The 16400-nt window shown below is 67.8% G+C and carries 18 protein-coding genes, 1 other RNA gene and 1 pseudogene; 14 read left to right on the top strand and 6 right to left on the bottom strand.

Annotated elements, in window-relative coordinates:
• The 4 genes and pseudogenes from QZ847_RS16865 to QZ847_RS16880 all read left to right on the top strand — a co-directional run.
• Positions 1 to 296 (top strand): annotated as a pseudogene (locus QZ847_RS16865) (FemAB); the annotation flags it as partial.
• A 2-nt stretch (positions 297 to 298) separates the two neighbouring features.
• Complete coding sequence (locus QZ847_RS16870) at positions 299 to 1468, top strand: TIGR03087 family PEP-CTERM/XrtA system glycosyltransferase (protein ID WP_294358877.1); 1170 nt, start codon at positions 299 to 301, stop codon at positions 1466 to 1468.
• Positions 1465 to 3009 carry an exosortase A gene (gene xrtA, locus QZ847_RS16875; protein WP_294358879.1) on the top strand — a complete coding sequence of 515 codons (1545 nt, stop codon included), beginning with the start codon at positions 1465 to 1467 and terminating at the stop codon, positions 3007 to 3009. The genes QZ847_RS16870 and xrtA overlap by 4 nt, the downstream gene beginning before the upstream one ends.
• Positions 3009 to 4901 (top strand): XrtA/PEP-CTERM system amidotransferase, encoded by a 1893-nt coding sequence (locus QZ847_RS16880; RefSeq protein ID WP_294358882.1) that lies wholly within the window; start codon positions 3009 to 3011, stop codon positions 4899 to 4901. Before xrtA ends, QZ847_RS16880 begins: the two co-directional genes overlap by 1 nt.
• Here the strand turns inward: QZ847_RS16880 and QZ847_RS16885 are convergent.
• The 5 genes from QZ847_RS16885 to QZ847_RS16905 form a co-directional block, all read right to left on the bottom strand.
• The gene (locus QZ847_RS16885; protein WP_294358884.1) at positions 4898 to 5437 is read right to left on the bottom strand and encodes a DUF4337 domain-containing protein; all 540 of its coding nucleotides are present in this window, start codon (positions 5435 to 5437) and stop codon (positions 4898 to 4900) included. The two genes, QZ847_RS16880 and QZ847_RS16885, sit on opposite strands and share 4 nt — an antisense overlap.
• A gap of 56 nt (positions 5438 to 5493) precedes the next feature.
• Positions 5494 to 5679, bottom strand: coding sequence for a hypothetical protein (locus QZ847_RS16890; protein WP_017978200.1), 186 nt, complete (start codon positions 5677 to 5679; stop codon positions 5494 to 5496).
• 1 nt (position 5680) lies between these two features.
• Entirely contained in the window at positions 5681 to 6127 is a 447-nt protein-coding gene (locus tag QZ847_RS16895) for an MAPEG family protein (protein ID WP_294358887.1), read from the bottom strand.
• Between the two features lie 156 nt (positions 6128 to 6283).
• Positions 6284 to 7366 carry a deoxyhypusine synthase gene (locus QZ847_RS16900; protein ID WP_294358890.1) on the bottom strand — a complete coding sequence of 361 codons (1083 nt, stop codon included), beginning with the start codon at positions 7364 to 7366 and terminating at the stop codon, positions 6284 to 6286.
• A gap of 108 nt (positions 7367 to 7474) precedes the next feature.
• Positions 7475 to 8704, bottom strand: coding sequence for a type III PLP-dependent enzyme (locus QZ847_RS16905; RefSeq protein ID WP_294191403.1), 1230 nt, complete (start codon positions 8702 to 8704; stop codon positions 7475 to 7477).
• A gap of 161 nt (positions 8705 to 8865) precedes the next feature.
• Here QZ847_RS16905 and QZ847_RS16910 point away from each other — a divergent pair, with 161 nt between their 5' ends.
• On the top strand, positions 8866 to 9825 hold the full coding sequence (locus QZ847_RS16910; protein WP_294358891.1) for a threonine/serine dehydratase: 960 nt from the start codon (positions 8866 to 8868) through the stop codon (positions 9823 to 9825).
• Entirely contained in the window at positions 9822 to 10004 is a 183-nt protein-coding gene (locus QZ847_RS16915) for a hypothetical protein (protein ID WP_294358917.1), read from the top strand. The genes QZ847_RS16910 and QZ847_RS16915 overlap by 4 nt, the downstream gene beginning before the upstream one ends.
• A 97-nt stretch (positions 10005 to 10101) precedes the next feature.
• On the opposite strand, the gene QZ847_RS16920 is transcribed toward QZ847_RS16915, so the two are convergent.
• On the bottom strand, positions 10102 to 10758 hold the full coding sequence (locus QZ847_RS16920; RefSeq protein ID WP_093003359.1) for an alpha/beta hydrolase: 657 nt from the start codon (positions 10756 to 10758) through the stop codon (positions 10102 to 10104).
• Between the two features lie 72 nt (positions 10759 to 10830).
• Between QZ847_RS16920 and QZ847_RS16925 the strand changes: the two genes are divergently transcribed.
• From QZ847_RS16925 to QZ847_RS16960, 8 genes are all read left to right on the top strand, one after another.
• Entirely contained in the window at positions 10831 to 11907 is a 1077-nt protein-coding gene (locus QZ847_RS16925) for an aminotransferase class V-fold PLP-dependent enzyme (protein WP_294358894.1), read from the top strand.
• A complete protein-coding gene (locus QZ847_RS16930; RefSeq protein ID WP_294358897.1) occupies positions 11904 to 12989 on the top strand; it encodes a cysteine desulfurase family protein in 1086 nt (361 codons plus the stop codon). Before QZ847_RS16925 ends, QZ847_RS16930 begins: the two co-directional genes overlap by 4 nt.
• Positions 12986 to 13291 (top strand): 2Fe-2S iron-sulfur cluster-binding protein, encoded by a 306-nt coding sequence (locus tag QZ847_RS16935; RefSeq protein ID WP_093003355.1) that lies wholly within the window; start codon positions 12986 to 12988, stop codon positions 13289 to 13291. Before QZ847_RS16930 ends, QZ847_RS16935 begins: the two co-directional genes overlap by 4 nt.
• A gap of 87 nt (positions 13292 to 13378) precedes the next feature.
• A complete protein-coding gene (locus QZ847_RS16940) occupies positions 13379 to 13648 on the top strand; it encodes a hypothetical protein (protein ID WP_294358906.1) in 270 nt (89 codons plus the stop codon).
• Positions 13649 to 13660: 12 nt separating this feature from the next.
• A complete protein-coding gene (locus QZ847_RS16945) occupies positions 13661 to 13891 on the top strand; it encodes a hypothetical protein (RefSeq protein ID WP_294358908.1) in 231 nt (76 codons plus the stop codon).
• Between the two features lie 36 nt (positions 13892 to 13927).
• An RNA gene (ffs, locus tag QZ847_RS16950) (signal recognition particle sRNA small type) lies at positions 13928 to 14025 on the top strand.
• A gap of 176 nt (positions 14026 to 14201) precedes the next feature.
• Positions 14202 to 15848: a DNA polymerase III subunit gamma/tau gene (locus QZ847_RS16955; RefSeq protein WP_294358912.1), complete on the top strand. Its 1647-nt coding sequence runs from the start codon at positions 14202 to 14204 to the stop codon at positions 15846 to 15848.
• Complete coding sequence (locus tag QZ847_RS16960) at positions 15845 to 16168, top strand: YbaB/EbfC family nucleoid-associated protein (RefSeq protein ID WP_294358915.1); 324 nt, start codon at positions 15845 to 15847, stop codon at positions 16166 to 16168. The genes QZ847_RS16955 and QZ847_RS16960 overlap by 4 nt, the downstream gene beginning before the upstream one ends.
• Positions 16169 to 16400 lie beyond the last annotated feature (232 nt).

The following is a 16400-nucleotide window of genomic DNA, read 5'->3' on the forward strand; positions in this document are numbered from 1 at the left end:
CGCGTGAGCTGCGCGCCAACGACCGGATGTATTTCGCGCTGATGGCACATGCGCGGTCGCGCGACTGCACGCGCTTCGACTTCGGGCGCTCGAAGGTCGGCACCGGTGCTGCTGCGTTCAAGAAGAATTGGGGCTTCACCGGCGAGCCGCTCGCCTACGCATCGTGGAGCGAGGGCGAGCGGCGCGAGGTCAATCCGCTCAACCCCAAATACGCCCTGATGGTGCGGACGTGGGCGAAGCTTCCGCTGCCGATCGCCAATCTGGTCGGCCCGTGGATCAGCCGTGGGCTTGGTTGACGATGGATATCCTGTTCCTCGCGCACCGCGTGCCGTTCCCGCCCGATCGCGGCGACAAGATAAGGAGCTATCACGTCCTGCGTCACCTGGCGAAGCGCGCGCGGGTGCATCTGGTCGCGTTCGCGGACGATCCGCGCGATCTGACGCCACCGGCTGAGTTTCGTGACCTGCTTGGCGAATGCGTGGTGGTGGAGCGAACGAAGCCACGCTGGCGCGCCGGGTTGGAAGCAATTGCGAGCGGCCGACCGTTGTCGCTAACGGCATTCGACGATCCATGCGTGCGTGCAGCGGTCGCGCGGATCGTGCGGGAGCGGCCGACCGACCGCGTGTACGCCTTCTCGGGGCAGATGGCGCAGTATCTGCCCGAGGGCGTGCCGGCGGTGATGGACTTCGTCGATGCCGACTCGGCCAAGTTCGCGGCCTTTGCCGAGGACGCGTCGGGTCTGACGCGCTGGATGTACCACCGTGAGGCGCGTCTGCTCGGTGCCTATGAGCGCGAGGTAACTGCCCGCGTCGCGGCGAGCCTGTTCGTCAGCGCCGAAGAAGCAGCACTGATTCCGAGTGCTCGCGCGCTCGAAAACGGCATTGATACCAGCTTCTTCGACCCAACCGCCAGCTTCGTGCCCGTGTCTGGGCAGGGACGGTTGATCGTGTTCACCGGGCAGATGGACTACAAACCCAATGTCGACGCGGTGGTCGCCTTCGCGCGCGACGTGCTGCCCCGCGTCCGTGTGCGGCACCCCGACGTGCGTTTCGCGATCGTCGGCCGCGCGCCAGTACGGGAAGTGCGTGCGCTCGCGAGCGATGCGGTGATCGTGACCGAAGAGGTGCCCGACGTGCGCGGCTGGCTCGCCGCCGCCGACGTCGTGGTCGCACCGCTCGGGTTGGCGCGTGGCATTCAGAACAAGGTGCTGGAAGCGATGGCGATGGCGCGCGCGGTGGTCGCTTCGCCAGCGGCGGCCGAGGGGATCGACCACGCGGGTACCATCCGGATCGCCGCGGGCAAGGGCATGGCGGAAGCGGTGAACGCGCTGCTTGATGAGCCAGCCACGGCACGGTCGCTGGGACAGAGGGCGCGCGCGCGGGTGCAGACGCGTTACGCGTGGGACGCGTGTCTCGCCCCGCTCGACGCGATGATGAACCTTCCGGCGCAGACCAGGGTGGCGGCGTGACGATCGCCTTGCCGCGTCGCAGCTTCGCGACAACCCCCTGGACGCGGCATCTGGTTGTACTGGCGTTGTCGGCGGCGGCGCTGCTGCTGATCTTCCAGTCTGACGTGCGCGATATCGTGCATCTGTGGTGGACCAGCACAACGTTCGGCCACTGCCTGTTCATCGCGCCGGTCGTCGCCTGGCTCGTCTCGGCGAGGCGCGCTGAGCTGGCACGGGTGCGGCCCGAGGCATGGGCGCCGGGACTGCTCGTCGTGGCAGCCGGGGGTACGGGTTGGTTGCTCGGCGAGATCGCCGGGGTGGCGCTGGCTCGGCAACTCGGCCTCGTGCTGATGCTTGAGGGCGCGGTCGTCACCACGCTCGGCCCCAATGTGGCGCGCGGGCTGCTGTTTCCGCTCGGCTACGCCTTCTTCATGGTGCCGTTCGGACAGGAGCTGGAGCCGCCGCTGCAGGATGTGACGGTTGCGATCACCATGCCTTTGCTCCACCTCTTCGGCGTGCCCGCCGTTGTTGACGGGGTGCTGATCCATGCCGGACGTTATTATTTCGAGGTCGCGGAGGCGTGTTCGGGGACGAAGTTCGTCATTTCGATGGTCGCATTCGGCGTGTTGGTCGCGAACCAATGCTTTACCTCTTGGGGCAGGCGCGCCGTCTTCATGCTCGTCTGCGTCGTCGTGCCGGTGCTCGCCAACGGCGTCCGTGCGTTCGGGACGATCTACGCCGCGCATCTGACCAGCGTCGAGGCGGCGACGGGGTTCGATCATATCGTCTACGGCTGGGTATTTTTCGCGATCGTCATGGCGGGCGTGATAGCGCTAGCGTGGCGTTGGTTCGACCGCTCGCCCGACGATCCCGCGTTCGATCCCGCAACGTTGCAGGCGCGCCCGCGGCTGACGATGGAGGTGATCGCGGCGGGAGCATTGGTGGTCGCGGGGGCGAGCGTGTTCCCGGCCACCGCTGCGGCGATCATGGCGCGTGCGGCATCCTTGCCCGCGCGGATCGGACTGCCCGAGGTCGCCGGATGGCACCGCGTCGATCTCGACCCGCGCGCCGCTTGGTCGGCCTATCATCCCGGCGCCGACCATTTCCTGCTCGGCCGCTACGCCAATGCCGCGGGCGACGCGGTCGATGTCAGCATCGCGGTGTACGCGTCGCAGCAGGAAGGGCGCGAGCTCGTCTCCTACGGCACGGGGGTGCTGCGCGAGGACGATCGATGGGTGCGCGTCGCCGACCTGCCCGCGATTGTTGGCGGTCGCGCCGTGCGGATCGTCGCCGATGCGCCGTCGGGTACGGGCGGCGGGGAGGTGGAGCGCGTCGTCGCGACATGGTACCGCGTTGGGGACACGGTGACGGGGGACGACAAACAGGTGAAGCTCGCAACGGTGAAGATGCGGCTGTTCGGCGCGCCCCAGCCCGGGATCGCGCTGCACCTGTCGGCTGTGACCTCGCCCGGGCACGATGCGCGTGGCGTGATTGAACGTTTCATCGCCAGCCTGGGCGAGCCGGGCGACGCGATGCTGCGGATCGCCGAAAGCCCTCGCTGATGTGCGGCATCGCGGGGCTGTTCTATCCCGCCACGCCCAAGCCGGTGGACCCCGCACGATTGCGCGCGATGGCGGACGCTATCGCGCATCGTGGCCCCGATGGCGCGGGCGTGTGGACCGCGCCCGGCGTCGGTTTCGCGCATCGGCGGCTGTCGATCATCGATCTCGAAGGATCGCCGCAGCCGATGGCGACCACCGACGCGCGGCTGACGATCGTGTTCAACGGCGAGATCTACAATTACCGCGAGCTGCGCGAGGAGTTGCAGCGCCGCGGGCACGTCTTCGCGACCGATGGCGATACCGAGGTGCTGCTCCACGGCTATGCTGCCTGGGGTGCTGCGATGTTGCAGCGGCTGAACGGCATGTTCGCGTTAGCGATTCATGATGCCAAGACGCAGACGCTGTTCCTGGCGCGTGACCGGATGGGGGTGAAGCCGCTCCACTGGGCCGAGCTGTCCGACGGGGCGATCGCGTTCGGGTCAGAGCTAAAGGCGCTGCTCGCGCATCCCTTGCTCAGGCGAAAGCCCGACATGCGCGCGGTCGAGGATTACCTCGCCTACGGCTACGTCCCCGACGACGCGTGCCTGGTCGCGGGCGTCAACAAGCTGGCGGCCGGGCATTACATGCTGATCGAGCGCGGTAAGGGCGCGGCGAAGCCCCGGCAATGGTGGGACATATCATTCGCCAATCGCACGCGCGGCTCGACCGCAGCGCTGGGCGAGGAATTACTCGCGCGGATGCGCGACGGGGTGCGTTCGCGCATGGTCGCGGACGTCCCGCTCGGCGCGTTCCTGTCGGGCGGGGTCGACAGTTCCGCGGTGGTCGCGCTGATGGCGGAGGCGAGCCGGGCCGCGGTCAAGACCTGCACCATCGGCTTCGACGATGCGGGACATGACGAGCGCACGCACGCCGCTGCGGTGGCCGAGCGGTTCGCGACCGATCATCACGTCCGCGTCGTGCGACCCGATGATTTCGGGCTGATCGACACGTTGGTCGCGGCGTTCGACGAGCCGTTCGCGGACGCCTCTGCGCTGGCGACCTATCAGGTTGCCGCGCTCGCGCGTGAGCACGTGACGGTGGCGCTCTCGGGCGACGGCGCGGACGAGGCAATGGCGGGCTATCGCCGCTATCGTTTCCAGGCGGCGGAGGAGCGCGTGCGTGGGCTGTTTCCGCCCGAGATGCGGCGGCGAGTGTTCGGGACGCTGGGAAGGGTTTACCCCAAGGCGGACTGGGCGCCGCGGCCGCTGCGCGCCAAGACGACGCTGCTGGCGCTCGCCGACGATGGCGCGGAGGCGTACGCGCGATCGGTCGGGGTGACGACGCCCGCGCTGCGCCGCGCGTTGTTCAGCGATGGAGCGCGAAGGGCGCTTGTCGGATATCGCGCGGAGGATCGCTACATCGTCGCGATGCGCGACGCGCCTGCGCGAGACGCGATCGACCGCGCGCAATATGCCGACATGAAGATCTGGCTGCCCGGTGACATCCTGACCAAGAGCGACCGCACCAGCATGGCGGTGGGGCTGGAAGCGCGGGAGCCGTTGCTTGACCATCGGCTGGTCGAGTTCGTGGCGACGCTGCCGCAGGCGATGCGGCTTCGCGGCGGCGAGGGCAAGTGGCTGATGAAGCGGTCGCTGGAACGCTATCTGCCGCACGATATTCTGTACCGGCCCAAGATGGGGTTCGTGACACCGGTCAGTGCATGGTTCCGCGGCGCGTTGGCGGGCGAGGCCGCCGGGCTGGCGCGCTCGCGCGTGCTAGGCGACAGCGGCTGGTTCGACATGAACGAGATCGCGCGCGTCGCGGAGGCGCATAGGACAGGGCGCGAGGAGCATGGGCGGACATTGTGGCAATTCGTCATGCTCGAGCGCAGCCTGAGACGGCTGTTCGCCTAGCCAAGCAGCGTGCTCAGCACGTCGGGATGGAAGCCCCACCCCGCGAAGCCGCACAGCGACAAAAATAGCCCGAACGCGCCGAACACCCAAGCGGCGGCGAGCACCCACGGCGCCTCGACCAGCGCCCCGACCGCCGCGACCGAGATAGCAGTGGAGAGCGCGGCCTCGCTCGCGTCGAACTGGTCGTCGTGCACGTTCAGCGCGTCGTACTGCGCCTCATACCCTAGCGCCTGCGCCTTTAGCTGCGGGGTCTCGCCCTTGTAGCGCGCGAGGTCGGCGGCGAAGCTGGCGGGCGGCGTGCCGTGCGCGGCGGTGACCTCGGCCATGCTTGTCTCGACGACGCGCGCCTTGACCCGGGTCGCCTGATATTCGTTCCAGCGATCGACGCTGTGTGCCTCGGCACGGTCCATCGCCTGAACGATGTTGCCGTCCTTGATGTTGCCGAGCCCCATCGCGACAGACAGCACGACGACGGTTATCGCGACCCCGCGGTTGAGGCGCTTGTCCTTCGCCTCGGCGCTGACTTCGATTTCCATGCGCGCGGATATGCGCGGGCAGAGATGACCGCGCCAATTAACTCGCGGTCATGATCTTAGCGCAGCTTGGCGATCGACAGCCCGTCGGCCTTGGCGCGGTCCTTGGTCGATTCCTCCGACCGCTTGAGCGCCTTGGCGATCGCCTTCAGCGCCATGCCCTTCTTCGCGAGCGTATGGAGCTTCTGTATCTCGTCCGCGGTCCAGGGTTGGCGGTGCCGCTCGAATGTTTCGCCTTTTGCCATGTCAGAATACCGCCAGACCTGCGTGGAGCGTCAGTGCGGCCAGCACCAGCGACGACGCAATGAAGAGATAGAAGCGTACCGACACGCGATTGACCGTCGCCTGCCAGATGCTGTGCGCGACGCGCAAGGCGACGTAGATCCAGGCGAGCGCGACGTTGACCCCGTAGCTCGTACCGGCCAGCGCGATCACCCCGCACACCGCGTAGAACAGCACCGGCTGTTCGAGCAGGTGATTGTAATTGTGCGCCTTCCACTGCGCTTCGGCCGGCAGCGAGCGGTCGGCATCCGCCGCCTTGCTGCCGGTGAGCGCAGATAGCTTGATCCCGGCCCGGCTCATTGCAGGCAGCCGGGTTGCGAGCATCCAGCCGAGCATTACAAGCGTCCAGGCGATCAGCGCGACGACCGGCTGGAGCATCGCGTGGGGCGTGTACATCAGTGGCTCGTCCATGTCGCGACGCTAGTGCAGGCACTCGCGTCACGAAAGGGCGTAAAGGGAAGGACTGCGTCACGGGGGTGAATTCCGTGAGGTCGGACGCGGGTGCTGGCACCCGCGCCGGCCGAGCCTGTGCCGTCTCGCGGATAGCATCGCTATCCGCGTGCGGACTCAGGCTGCGAACAACTTGGCCCAACCGCGCTTGGCACGGTCCTTCCAGTGGCCGCGGTGATACGCGTCGCTCGCCAGCAGCGGCATCACCGACCCGGCCTCGGCGAAGACCATCTGCTCGATGCCGGTGTTGACCTTGCCCCAGCTCGCGGCCTCCTGCAGCGTCGAGGACGAGCAGGCGCCGTCGCGCACGTCGGCAACGGTGATCTGCACCGCATATTTGTGGACCTCAACATCCTCGTGACCCAGGATCTCGGCGCAGACGACGGTGTCCTGAATGAAGTTCTTCGGCACGCCGCCGCCGATCATCAGGAGGCCGGTGGTGCCCGCCTCGATCTTGATCTGCGTCAGCTCGCGGAAGTCGGCGATCGCATCGAGCACCATGTACGGGCGACCTTCCTTCGCCGCGTCGACCTGATGCTTGACGAGGCCGAAGCCGGCGGAGGAGTCGACGAACGCCGGGCAGAAGATCGGCACGTCATGCTCGTAGGCGAGCTTGACGAGGCTGTTGTCCTTCTTGCCGTGCTCGACGAGGTACTTGCCCATTTCGCGGATGAATGCGCGGCTGCTGTAGGGCTTGGGATCGAGGCTTTCCGCGATCTTGTTGATCGTGAAGTCGCAGTCCTGCAGCTGCTCCTCGTCGATGTAGGTATCGTAGATACGATCGATGTAGAGGCTGCGCAGCGTGTCGTCGTCGGGCACCTCGAGCGCCTGGTAATGCTTATGACCCAGACCCTCGAAGAAATCCATGTCGACGATGGTGGCACCAGTGGCGACGATCACGTCGACCATCTTGTTGCGCACCAGTTCGGCGTAGAGGTCCATGCAGCCGCCCGCCGAGGTCGAGCCGGCGATGACGAGCACGACCGTGCAATCCTTGTCGGCGAGCATGTCGTTGTAGATCTTGGTCGCGCGGCCGAGATCACGGCTCGTGAAGCTCATATCGCTCATCGCATCGACGATCGGGCGCGCGTCGAAGCTGGTGATGTCGATGTGCTTGACCTGCTTGGACAGCAGTTCGGCCTTGCGATTGTCGTTGATCGGCGCGTTCGCGCCCGCAGTCTTGTTGAGGGTGTCAGTCATGGGATGCTCCCCGCATGATCGGCGCGACGTCGTTCAAATGGGGACGCGCAAACCCGTAAGTGGCGGCACGTCAATGCGCGCCGCCACCGGTTCGTTGCCGGCTGTGAGTTACAGCTTGACGACGTTCGAGGTTACTTCGGCATTGTCCTGCTCGATCGTCTCGTAGAGCGAGACCATCGGCTCATCGGTGACGATCACCGTCTCATCCGAGCCGAAGCCGTTGAACGCGGTGCGCATCGCCGAGCCGTAAGCGCCGAGCATGCCGATCTCGATGTAATCGCCCGCCTGCACGTCCGCCGGCAACAGGAACGGGCCTGCCATATGGTCGAGGTCGTCGCAGGTCGGACCGTAGAACGAGAACGGATGGTCGCGCACGGTCGATTCCGGCTCGCGCAGCAACGTGACCGGGAAGCGCCAGCCGATGTGCGCGGCGTCGAACAATGCGCCGTACGCGCCGTCGTTGATGTACAGCTCGTTGCCGCGGCGACGCTCGACGCGCACGACGACACTGCTGTACTCGGCGCAGAGCGCGCGGCCTGGCTCGGCCCAGAGCTCGGCCGAATAGGAAATCGGCAGGCTCTCGAACGCGCGGTGGATCGTCTCGAAATAGCGCTCGAGCGGGGGCGGCTCCATGCCGGGATAGCTCGACGGGAAACCGCCGCCTACGTCGATGACGTCGACCGTCACCGCCGCATCGACGATCGCGGCGCGCACGCGCTCCATCGCATCGGCGTAGGCGTCTGGCGTCATCGCCTGGCTGCCGACGTGGAAGCAGATGCCGAGCGCGTCGGCAGCCTGTCGCGCCGCGAACAGCAGCTCCTTCGCCTCGTGCGGCGCAACGCCGAACTTGGACGCCAAGCTAAGCTTCGAATGCTCCGACGATACGCGCAACCGGACGCACAGCGTCAAATCGGTCGCGTTGCCGGTCGCGCGCATGATCTTGTCCAGCTCCTCGATCGAATCGAGGCTAAAGGTGCGAACGCCGTGAGTCGCATAAGCTTCGCGCACGGCTTCCTCGGCCTTGACCGGGTGCATGAAGCAGAGCGTCGCCTGCGGCAGCGTACGCGCGACAAGCCGGACCTCGGCGAGGCTGGCGACATCGTAGTGCGTGATGCCGTTATCCCACAGGATCTGCAGGAGCTCGGGGCTAGGGTTCGCCTTTACCGCATACATCGAGCGGCCCGGAAACTTCTCCGAAAAGAAGCGGGCGGCCCGCGCCGCGGCGTGGGGACGAACGAGCGTGACCGGCTGAACCGGTCCACCCTTGGCGATGTCGATGCCGCCACGAGCGGCAGTCGATTGGGACGCTAGCCCCAGCGCGCGATGATGGTTGTGCAATTCAAGGGACCTCCGTGCCACGGCGGCGCCGCGGACTTGTTGTTCGACAGATCACTGCCTTGCGGTGGAAGTCCCTTGGGGCAGCGGAGGGGTCACATAGGAGTGAGATACCCCCCTGTAAAGCGTTTCGCAGACCCTTGTTTCGTGGCATTCCATGAACTGTGACGATTTTACGACAACCGACACGCGCAGGGGTTCGCGACGCCGCGGCGAAGGTCGCCGCGATCCTGCCGCCGACGCCCTTGTACGTGGTGACGATCGACGGCGTGGCGGTGGCGATGAAGGCCGAATCGCTGCAGCCGATCGGTGCATTCAAGATACGCGGCGCTTGGCACCGGCTGACCGCGATGGACGAGGAAGCGCGTGCGCGCGGCGTTGTCGCTTTCTCCAGCGGCAACCACGCGCAGGGGGTCGCCTGGGCGGCGAAGCGGCTCGGCATGGCGGCGACGATCGTGATGCCGTCGGATGCGCCGAGGGCAAAGCGCGAGGCGACGCTGGCGCTCGGCGCCGAGGTGGTCGACTATGACCGGATGAGCGAGAGCCGCGAGCTGATCGCTGCGCGGTTGGCGGAGGCGCGCGGCGCCACATTGGTGCCGAGCTTCGACGATCCGTGGATCATCGAGGGGCAGGGCAGCGCCGGGATCGAGGCGGCGGAGCAGATGGCGGCGTTGGGGCTTCCGCCATGCGCGCGAGCGGTGATCCCGTGCGGTGGTGGCGGGCTATCGGCAGGGATCGCGTTGGCGCTGAAGGATGCCGCGATCACGGTGGTCGAGCCGGAGGGCTGGGACGACATGCGCCGCAGTCTGGAGGCGAGCTGGATCGAACCCGTCGGGCCGAACCCGCCGCCGACCGCGTGCGACGCGTTGCAGACGAAGGAGGTTTCGCCGCTCACCTTCGACGTGCTGAGCCGGCGCGATGCGACGGGCGTGGCGGTGAGCGAGGCAGAGGTTCGCGCCGCGCAGCGCTGGGCGGCGGAGCGATTGCGGCTGGTGGTCGAGCCGGGCGGCGCGGTCGCGCTCGCCGCACTGTTGGCGGGAAAGATCGCGCTCGAGCCGGGGCTGCTCGTTATCCTGTCGGGCGGGAACGTCGATATCGACGCTTATGCGCGGGCGATCGCGTGACCGGGGGCGTGTATGGCACGATCGCGAGTGCAGCGCCCGCGATCGCGATGCTGGGCGTGTTCGCTTGCGTGATCGGCGGTATTCAGCTGATCCGGACGGGCCGCGATCGGCGCAAGGGCGTGCTGATGCTCGTGGTGGCGCTGGTGTTGCTGGGGAATGTGCTGGTCTGGACGCTGTAGGCGTGGGGACACGGGCAGAGCCCGTGTCGTCGGTCGGCGCTGGTGCGCCGCCGGCCGGGCTCGCCAGCGAGACGTGAGCTATTCCGCTCCGGCGAGCTCAGCGAATGGGTGAATTAGGGTCCAGCCGCATATCCAGATAATTGTCCACGCTCTTCATCAAATCCGGCATTTCGTGCTCGAAGAAGTGGTTCGCGCGCGGGATCGTATCGTGGTGGATCGTGATGTGCTTCTGCGTGCGCAACTTGTCGACCAGCTTCTGCGTCGCCGGCGGGGTCGCGACCTCGTCCTCCGCGCCCTGGATGATGATTCCCGACGACGGGCAGGGCGCGAGGAAGGTGAAGTCATAAAGGTTGGCCGGCGGCGCGACCGAGATGAAGCCGCGGATTTCCGGCCGGCGCATCAGCAGCTGCATGCCGATCCATGCGCCGAAGCTGAAGCCTGCGATCCACGTCGTCTGCGCCTCGGGATGGAAGCTCTGGATCCAGTCGAGCGCGGCGGCCGCGTCGGACAATTCGCCGACACCGTTGTCGAACACGCCCTGACTCTTGCCCACGCCGCGGAAGTTGAAGCGCAGCGTCGCGAAGCCGCGGCGTTGGAACGTCTTGTACAGCTCCTGCACGATGCGGTTGTTCATCGTGCCGCCCGCGTTCGGGTGCGGGTGCAGGATCATCGCGACCGGTGCGCGCGGGCGTGGCGCGGGGGCGAAGCGGCCTTCGATGCGACCTTCGGGACCGGGAAAGATGACTTCGGGCATGGTCACTCGTACTATGAGTCAGGGACGCGCGAGCGCCCGGAATGGCGCGCTATATAGGCGCGGACGTCAGGAATGGAACGTTTTGTGTCGGATCGTCTCTATCTGGATCACGCAGCGACGACGCCGATGACCGCGGCGGCGCGCGAAGCGGTGCTGGCAGGCATGGCGATCTGGGCCAATCCGTCGTCGCCGCACCGCGAGGGTCGGGCGGCGCGTCAGGCGCTGGAGGAAGCGCGCGCGCAGGTCGGGCGGGCTTATGGCTGGGCGGGAGAGGTGCTGTTCACCAGCGGCGCGAGCGAGTCGCTTGGGCTCGCGCTCAACCGCACGCACGCGGCGGGGCGGTACGCGAGCGCGGTCGAGCACGACGCGGTGTGGCGATCGGGCGCGAACCCGCAGGTGCTGACGGTCGACATGAATGGCGTGGTGACGCGCGACGCGCTCGATGCAGTGACTGGCGGGCTGGTGTGCGTGCAATGGTGCAACAGCGAGACGGGAGTGCGACAGCCGATCGCAGAGATTGCCGAGGCTGTCCACGCGGCCGGCGCGCTGCTGCTGGTCGACGCGGCGCAGATGCCGGCGGGGGAGGGCGACGAGGTTTCCGCTCACGCCGACATGGTGGCGCTGTCGGCGCACAAGCGCGGTGGTCCGCCGGGCGTCGGCGCGCTGCTGGTGCGCGATCTGGCGGCGCTCGCGCCATCGGGCGGGCAGGAGCGGGGCTATCGTGCGGGGACGGAGAATTCGCCGGGCGTGCTCGGCTATGCCGCCGCACTCGCCGAACCCGAGCCGGTCGACCGCTGGACGACGATGCGCGCGCGGCTCGACGACGCCATTCGCCGTTCGGGCGGTGAGGTCGTGGGTGAGGGCGCCGAGCGTCACCCCGCGATCGGCAGCTACCGCATGCCCGGCGTCGCCGCGAATGCGCAGTTGATCCGCTTCGATCTGGGCGGCATTGCGGTGTCGGCGGGCAGTGCGTGCGCGAGCGGGAGCCTCAAACCCAGTCACGTGCTGCGCGCGATGGGGTGGAGCGAGGAGCGCACGCGCGAGGTGGTGCGCGTCAGCTTCGGTCGCACGACGAGCGAGGCGGATGTCGAGCGCTTCATCGCCGCGTGGCGCGGTATCGCGCGCGAGACACGAACGTTTGCCGCGTGATCTACCTCGATTATCAGGCGACTACGCCGCTCGCTCCACAGGCATTTGATGCGATGCTGCCGTGGCTGCGCGACGGTTTCGCCAATCCGCACTCGCCGCATCGCCCTGGACGTGCGGCGAAAGCGGCAGTCGAGATCGCACGCGACGAAATCGCGCGGCTGCTCCCATTCGGCGGACGCGTGTCGTTGACCAGCGGCGCAACGGAAGCGCTCAACTGGGCGATCAAGGGGACGAGCGGCGGCATCGTCACGCTCGCGACCGAACACGCCGCGGTACTCGACACGGCTGCAGCCGAGGCGGCGCGTGGGCGATCGGTGACGGTGCTGCCGGTTGCGCCGGATGGATTGGTCGACCTGGAGGCGGCGCGCGCGGCGATCGTGCCCGGCACCGGTCTGGTCGCGGCGATGCTGGTCAACAACGAGATCGGTGTGGTGCAGCCGGTCGCGGCGTTGGCGGAGATGGCACAAAAGGTGGGCGCGGTGATGCTGTGCGACGCGGTCCAGGCGTACGGCCGCGTTCCGATCCCCGACACGGTCGATCTGGTCGCGGTGTCGGCACACAAGGTGCACGGACCCAAGGGCATCGGCGCGCTGTGGCGGCGCGACGGTGTGGCGCTGACCCCGCTGCTGCACGGCGGGTATCAGGAGGACGGACGTTCGGGTACGCTCAGCCCGGCCCTGTGCGCAGGGTTCGGCGCGGCGGCGCGTTTGATGCGCGAGCGCAGGGTCGAGGACGCCGCGCACATCGAGCTGCTCTGGCAACTCGCGACCGAACAGCTGCGAGACTGGACGATCAACGGCGCGATTGATCCGCGCTACCACGGTAATGTGAATGTCCGGCACGACGGACTGGATGTGAACCGATTGATGAGCGACCTGCGCGATCTCGCTTTCTCCGCCGGCAGCGCGTGTGCGAGCGGATCGGGGCGGGCGAGCCACGTGCTCCGCGCAATCGGGCTGAGCGAGCGCGAGGCGCGCAGCTCGATCCGGCTCGGCTTCGGGCGCTACACGACCGAGGCGGAGGTGCGCGACGGGGTCGCGCGGATCGTCGCCGCCGCGCGTGTGCAGAGGATCGCGGCGTGAAGCTGTATGTCGTCGACGGCGACGCCGTCTCCGAATTCGCGGGCGAACCGGGCGAGCGGTTGCTCGATGCCTGCCAGCGCGCGGGATTGCCGCTGGAGGGAACCTGTGGCGGCGACATGGCGTGCGCGACCTGTCACGTCGTCGTCGCAGCGGAGGATTTCGGCCGACTGCCGCCCGCCAGCGACGAGGAGGAGGATATGCTCGACCTGGTGCCCGACGCGCGCCGCACCAGTCGGCTCGCGTGCCAGGTACTGCTCACGGCTGCACTGGAAGGGCTGCGACTCCGTCTCCCCGCCGCCTGACTCTCGGCTGACCGACCGGTTCACGGAACCAGCAGCATCGCTGACCTATTCTGCGCAGCATGGGGGGCCAGTAGAGGAGTAAAGGGCATGAAGCTGATGATGTTGAGCCTGGCCGGCGTGATTGCCGCCAGCGCGATGACGCCGGTGGCGGCGGATGCGCAGCGCTGGCGCGACGATCGTGGCTGGCACTCGGGCCGCTATTACCACAACGGTCGCTATTACGCGCCGCCGCGCCGCTTTCGTGGTCGCGGGTACCGCAACGATCGCCGCTGGCGCGGGCCGCGCTTCCGCACCGTCTGCCGCTATCGTCCCGCCCGCTATGGTTCGGTCCGCCGCTGCTACCGCGTCCGCTACTGAGGAGAGACGATGATGAAGAAATTGATGTCCATGCTCGCGCTCGGCGCATTGTCGCTCACCGGTGTGGCGGCGACGGCCGCGCCCGCGACGGCACAGCAGCGCGTGGTGGTCCGCGAGCGCACCGTCGTCCGTCACGAGGGCCCGCGCTATCACAACCGCTGGCGCACCAAGCGCGTGTGCGAGAAGCGCTGGCGCAATCATCGCCGCGTGACGGTCTGTCGCACGGTGCGCTACCGCCGCTAATCGCTTGATCCCTCCGCCCGGCTCCGCCATATGGCGCGCGAGAGTCGGGCGGACGTGGTCGTCGCCAACCTGGTCAGGTCCGGAAGGAAGCAGCCACAACGATTTCGCCGCGGGTCGTTCCGGCTCTCACCGCGCAGCGTGCGAGTGCGCAGCCAAGCTGGGCCACGCTCGCAAGCGCGGCCGGCGACGCGAAGCCTCGTCCGACGACGCAGCTCCGCCGCGGCGCCGCCCGTAGCATCGAACTAGCTCATCCGCCTTCACGCAGCATTCGCTTCGACAAACGCGCCCCCGCGTCCTACATCGGTCGGCAATGTCCGACTCCTTCGACCTCGGCTCCCCACCCCAGCCTGCGGCACCCGCCAAGCCCGAGACGTACCGCGTTCTCGCGCGCAAGTACCGACCGCAGACCTTTTCCGCGCTGATCGGGCAGGACGCGATGGTGACGACGCTCGCCAACGCGATCCGCCGTGGGCGGCTGGCGCACGCGTTCCTGCTGACGGGCGTGCGCGGAGTGGGGAAGACGTCCACTGCGCGGCTGATCGCGAAAGCGCTCAACTGCATCGGCCCGGACGGGCAGGGCGGACCGACGATCGATCCGTGCGGGGTATGCGAGCCATGTCGCGCGATCGCGGAAGGGCGCCACATCGATGTGATCGAGATGGACGCGGCGAGCCACACCGGCATTGACGACGTGCGCGAGATCATCGAGGCGTCGCGCTACGCCGCGGTTTCGGCGCGGTTCAAGATCTACATCGTGGACGAGGTCCACATGCTGTCGAAGGCGGCGTTCAACGGGCTGTTGAAGACGCTGGAGGAGCCGCCCGCGCACGTGAAGTTCCTGTTCGCCACGACCGAGGTGAACAAGGTGCCGATCACCGTGCTGTCGCGCTGCCAGCGCTTCGACCTGAGGCGTATCCCGGCCGAGAAGCTGGCCGACCATTTCGCGCGCGTGTCCGAGGCGGAAGGGGTCGAGGCCGAAGCTGAGGCGCTGGCGCTGATCGCGCGCGCCGCGGAAGGATCGGCGCGTGACGGTCTGTCGATCCTCGACCAGGCGATCGCGCACGCCGATCTGGAAGGCGGGGGCGTGCGCGCCGACGCGGTTCGCGAGATGCTGGGGCTGTCCGATCGCGGCGCGGTGCGTGATTTGCTCGCGCTGCTGCTCGAGGGGAATGCACCCGACGCGCTCGTGGCGCTCCGGCGGCAATATGCGCTCGGCGTCGATCCGCAGACGGTGATGCGCGGGCTATTGGAGGCGGTGCACGGCATCACGCTGATCAAGGTCGGCGCGGCGGAGGATCCGGCCCAGCCGGTGGAGGAGCGCGCCGCCTATCGCGATTGGGCGGGGGCGATGTCGTTCCCGGTGCTGCACCGGCTGTGGCAGCTGCTGCTCAAGGGATATGAGGAAGTGAGCGGCGCGTCACTGCCGATCGAGACGGCGGAGATGGCGCTGCTGCGCGTGATCCATGCCGCCAGCCTACCCGATCCGGGCGAGCTCGCGCGCCGTGGCCCCGATGCGGGGGCATCCCGTCCTGCCACTCCCGCTCCTGCTGCCGTGCCGCCGACGCCGCCACCGCCGGCTGATCGAACCCCGCGCGAGTTTGCCGACGCGCTCGACACCGTCGAACAGGCCGGGCAGATCGCGTTGGTCGCGCGGTTGCGCCACGCGGCACGACTGGTCCGCTACGCGCCGCCCGAGATCGAGTTCAGCAACACCCGCCCGCTGCCGGCCGACCTGCTGGTCGAACTCGCGACCGCGTTGAAGGACGCGACCGGGCGGGTGTGGAAGGTCGCGATGGTCGACGCGCCGGGTGCGCCGTCGGTGCGCGAGGCGGAACTCGACGCGGTGCAGGCGCGTCACGATGCTGTTGCGCAGAGCCCGGCCGTACTGGCCGCGCTCGACGCTTTTCCCGGGGCGGAGCTTATCGATCCGCCCGCAGCCAAACGGAGTCTCTCGTGAAGGATTTGAACGACATTCTGGCAATGGCGCAGAACGTCCAGGCCGAATTGCAGAAGGCGCAGGACGGGCTCGACACAATCGAGGTCGACGGCACTGCGGGCGGGGGCCTCGTCAAGGTCAAAGCGTCGGCGAAGGGCCGGATCATCGCAGTGTCGATTGACGAGTCGCTGCTGCAGCCGAACGAGAAGCAGATGGTCGAGGATCTGGTCGCTGCCGCGTTGAACGACGCGCGCGCGAAGGCGGATGCGGCGTCGTCGACCGAAATGTCAAAGATGACCAGCGGTCTCCAACTGCCGCCGGGGTTCAAGCTGCCGTTCTGATCGCCTGAGATCGTCAGCGACACGCGGCGGGGTAGCGCAGACGCAGCCCCACCGTTCGCGTGTCCGGCGTTCGTCACGCACGCGGAACAAGTGCTGTCCGGCTCGGTTTTCGCCATCACCAATCACAGGAGGATGGCATGGCCGAAGATCGCATCACGCAGACCCCGCACACCACCGTGATCGAGCGTCGCGGATCGAGCAGCGGGCTGATCATCGGGATCATCGCGCTCGT

It is taken from the genome of uncultured Sphingomonas sp. (assembly GCF_913778135.1).
Classification (GTDB): domain Bacteria; phylum Pseudomonadota; class Alphaproteobacteria; order Sphingomonadales; family Sphingomonadaceae; genus Sphingomonas.

What these genes read in the sequence shown, in the direction of transcription:
- QZ847_RS16895 (WP_294358887.1), bottom strand. Translation starts at nt 6,127, where the DNA reads ATGGACGAGCCACTGATGTACACGCCCCACGCGATGCTCCAGCCGGTC.
- QZ847_RS16890 (WP_017978200.1), bottom strand. Translation starts at nt 5,679, where the DNA reads ATGGCAAAAGGCGAAACATTCGAGCGGCACCGCCAACCCTGGACCGCG.
- QZ847_RS16920 (WP_093003359.1), bottom strand. Translation starts at nt 10,758, where the DNA reads ATGCCCGAAGTCATCTTTCCCGGTCCCGAAGGTCGCATCGAAGGCCGC.
- QZ847_RS16940 (WP_294358906.1), top strand. Translation starts at nt 13,379, where the DNA reads ATGAAGCTGATGATGTTGAGCCTGGCCGGCGTGATTGCCGCCAGCGCG.
- QZ847_RS16885 (WP_294358884.1), bottom strand. Translation starts at nt 5,437, where the DNA reads ATGGAAATCGAAGTCAGCGCCGAGGCGAAGGACAAGCGCCTCAACCGC.
- QZ847_RS16955 (WP_294358912.1), top strand. Translation starts at nt 14,202, where the DNA reads ATGTCCGACTCCTTCGACCTCGGCTCCCCACCCCAGCCTGCGGCACCC.
- QZ847_RS16870 (WP_294358877.1), top strand. Translation starts at nt 299, where the DNA reads ATGGATATCCTGTTCCTCGCGCACCGCGTGCCGTTCCCGCCCGATCGC.
- QZ847_RS16945 (WP_294358908.1), top strand. Translation starts at nt 13,661, where the DNA reads ATGAAGAAATTGATGTCCATGCTCGCGCTCGGCGCATTGTCGCTCACC.
- QZ847_RS16925 (WP_294358894.1), top strand. Translation starts at nt 10,831, where the DNA reads ATGGAACGTTTTGTGTCGGATCGTCTCTATCTGGATCACGCAGCGACG.
- QZ847_RS16880 (WP_294358882.1), top strand. Translation starts at nt 3,009, where the DNA reads ATGTGCGGCATCGCGGGGCTGTTCTATCCCGCCACGCCCAAGCCGGTG.
- QZ847_RS16900 (WP_294358890.1), bottom strand. Translation starts at nt 7,366, where the DNA reads ATGACTGACACCCTCAACAAGACTGCGGGCGCGAACGCGCCGATCAAC.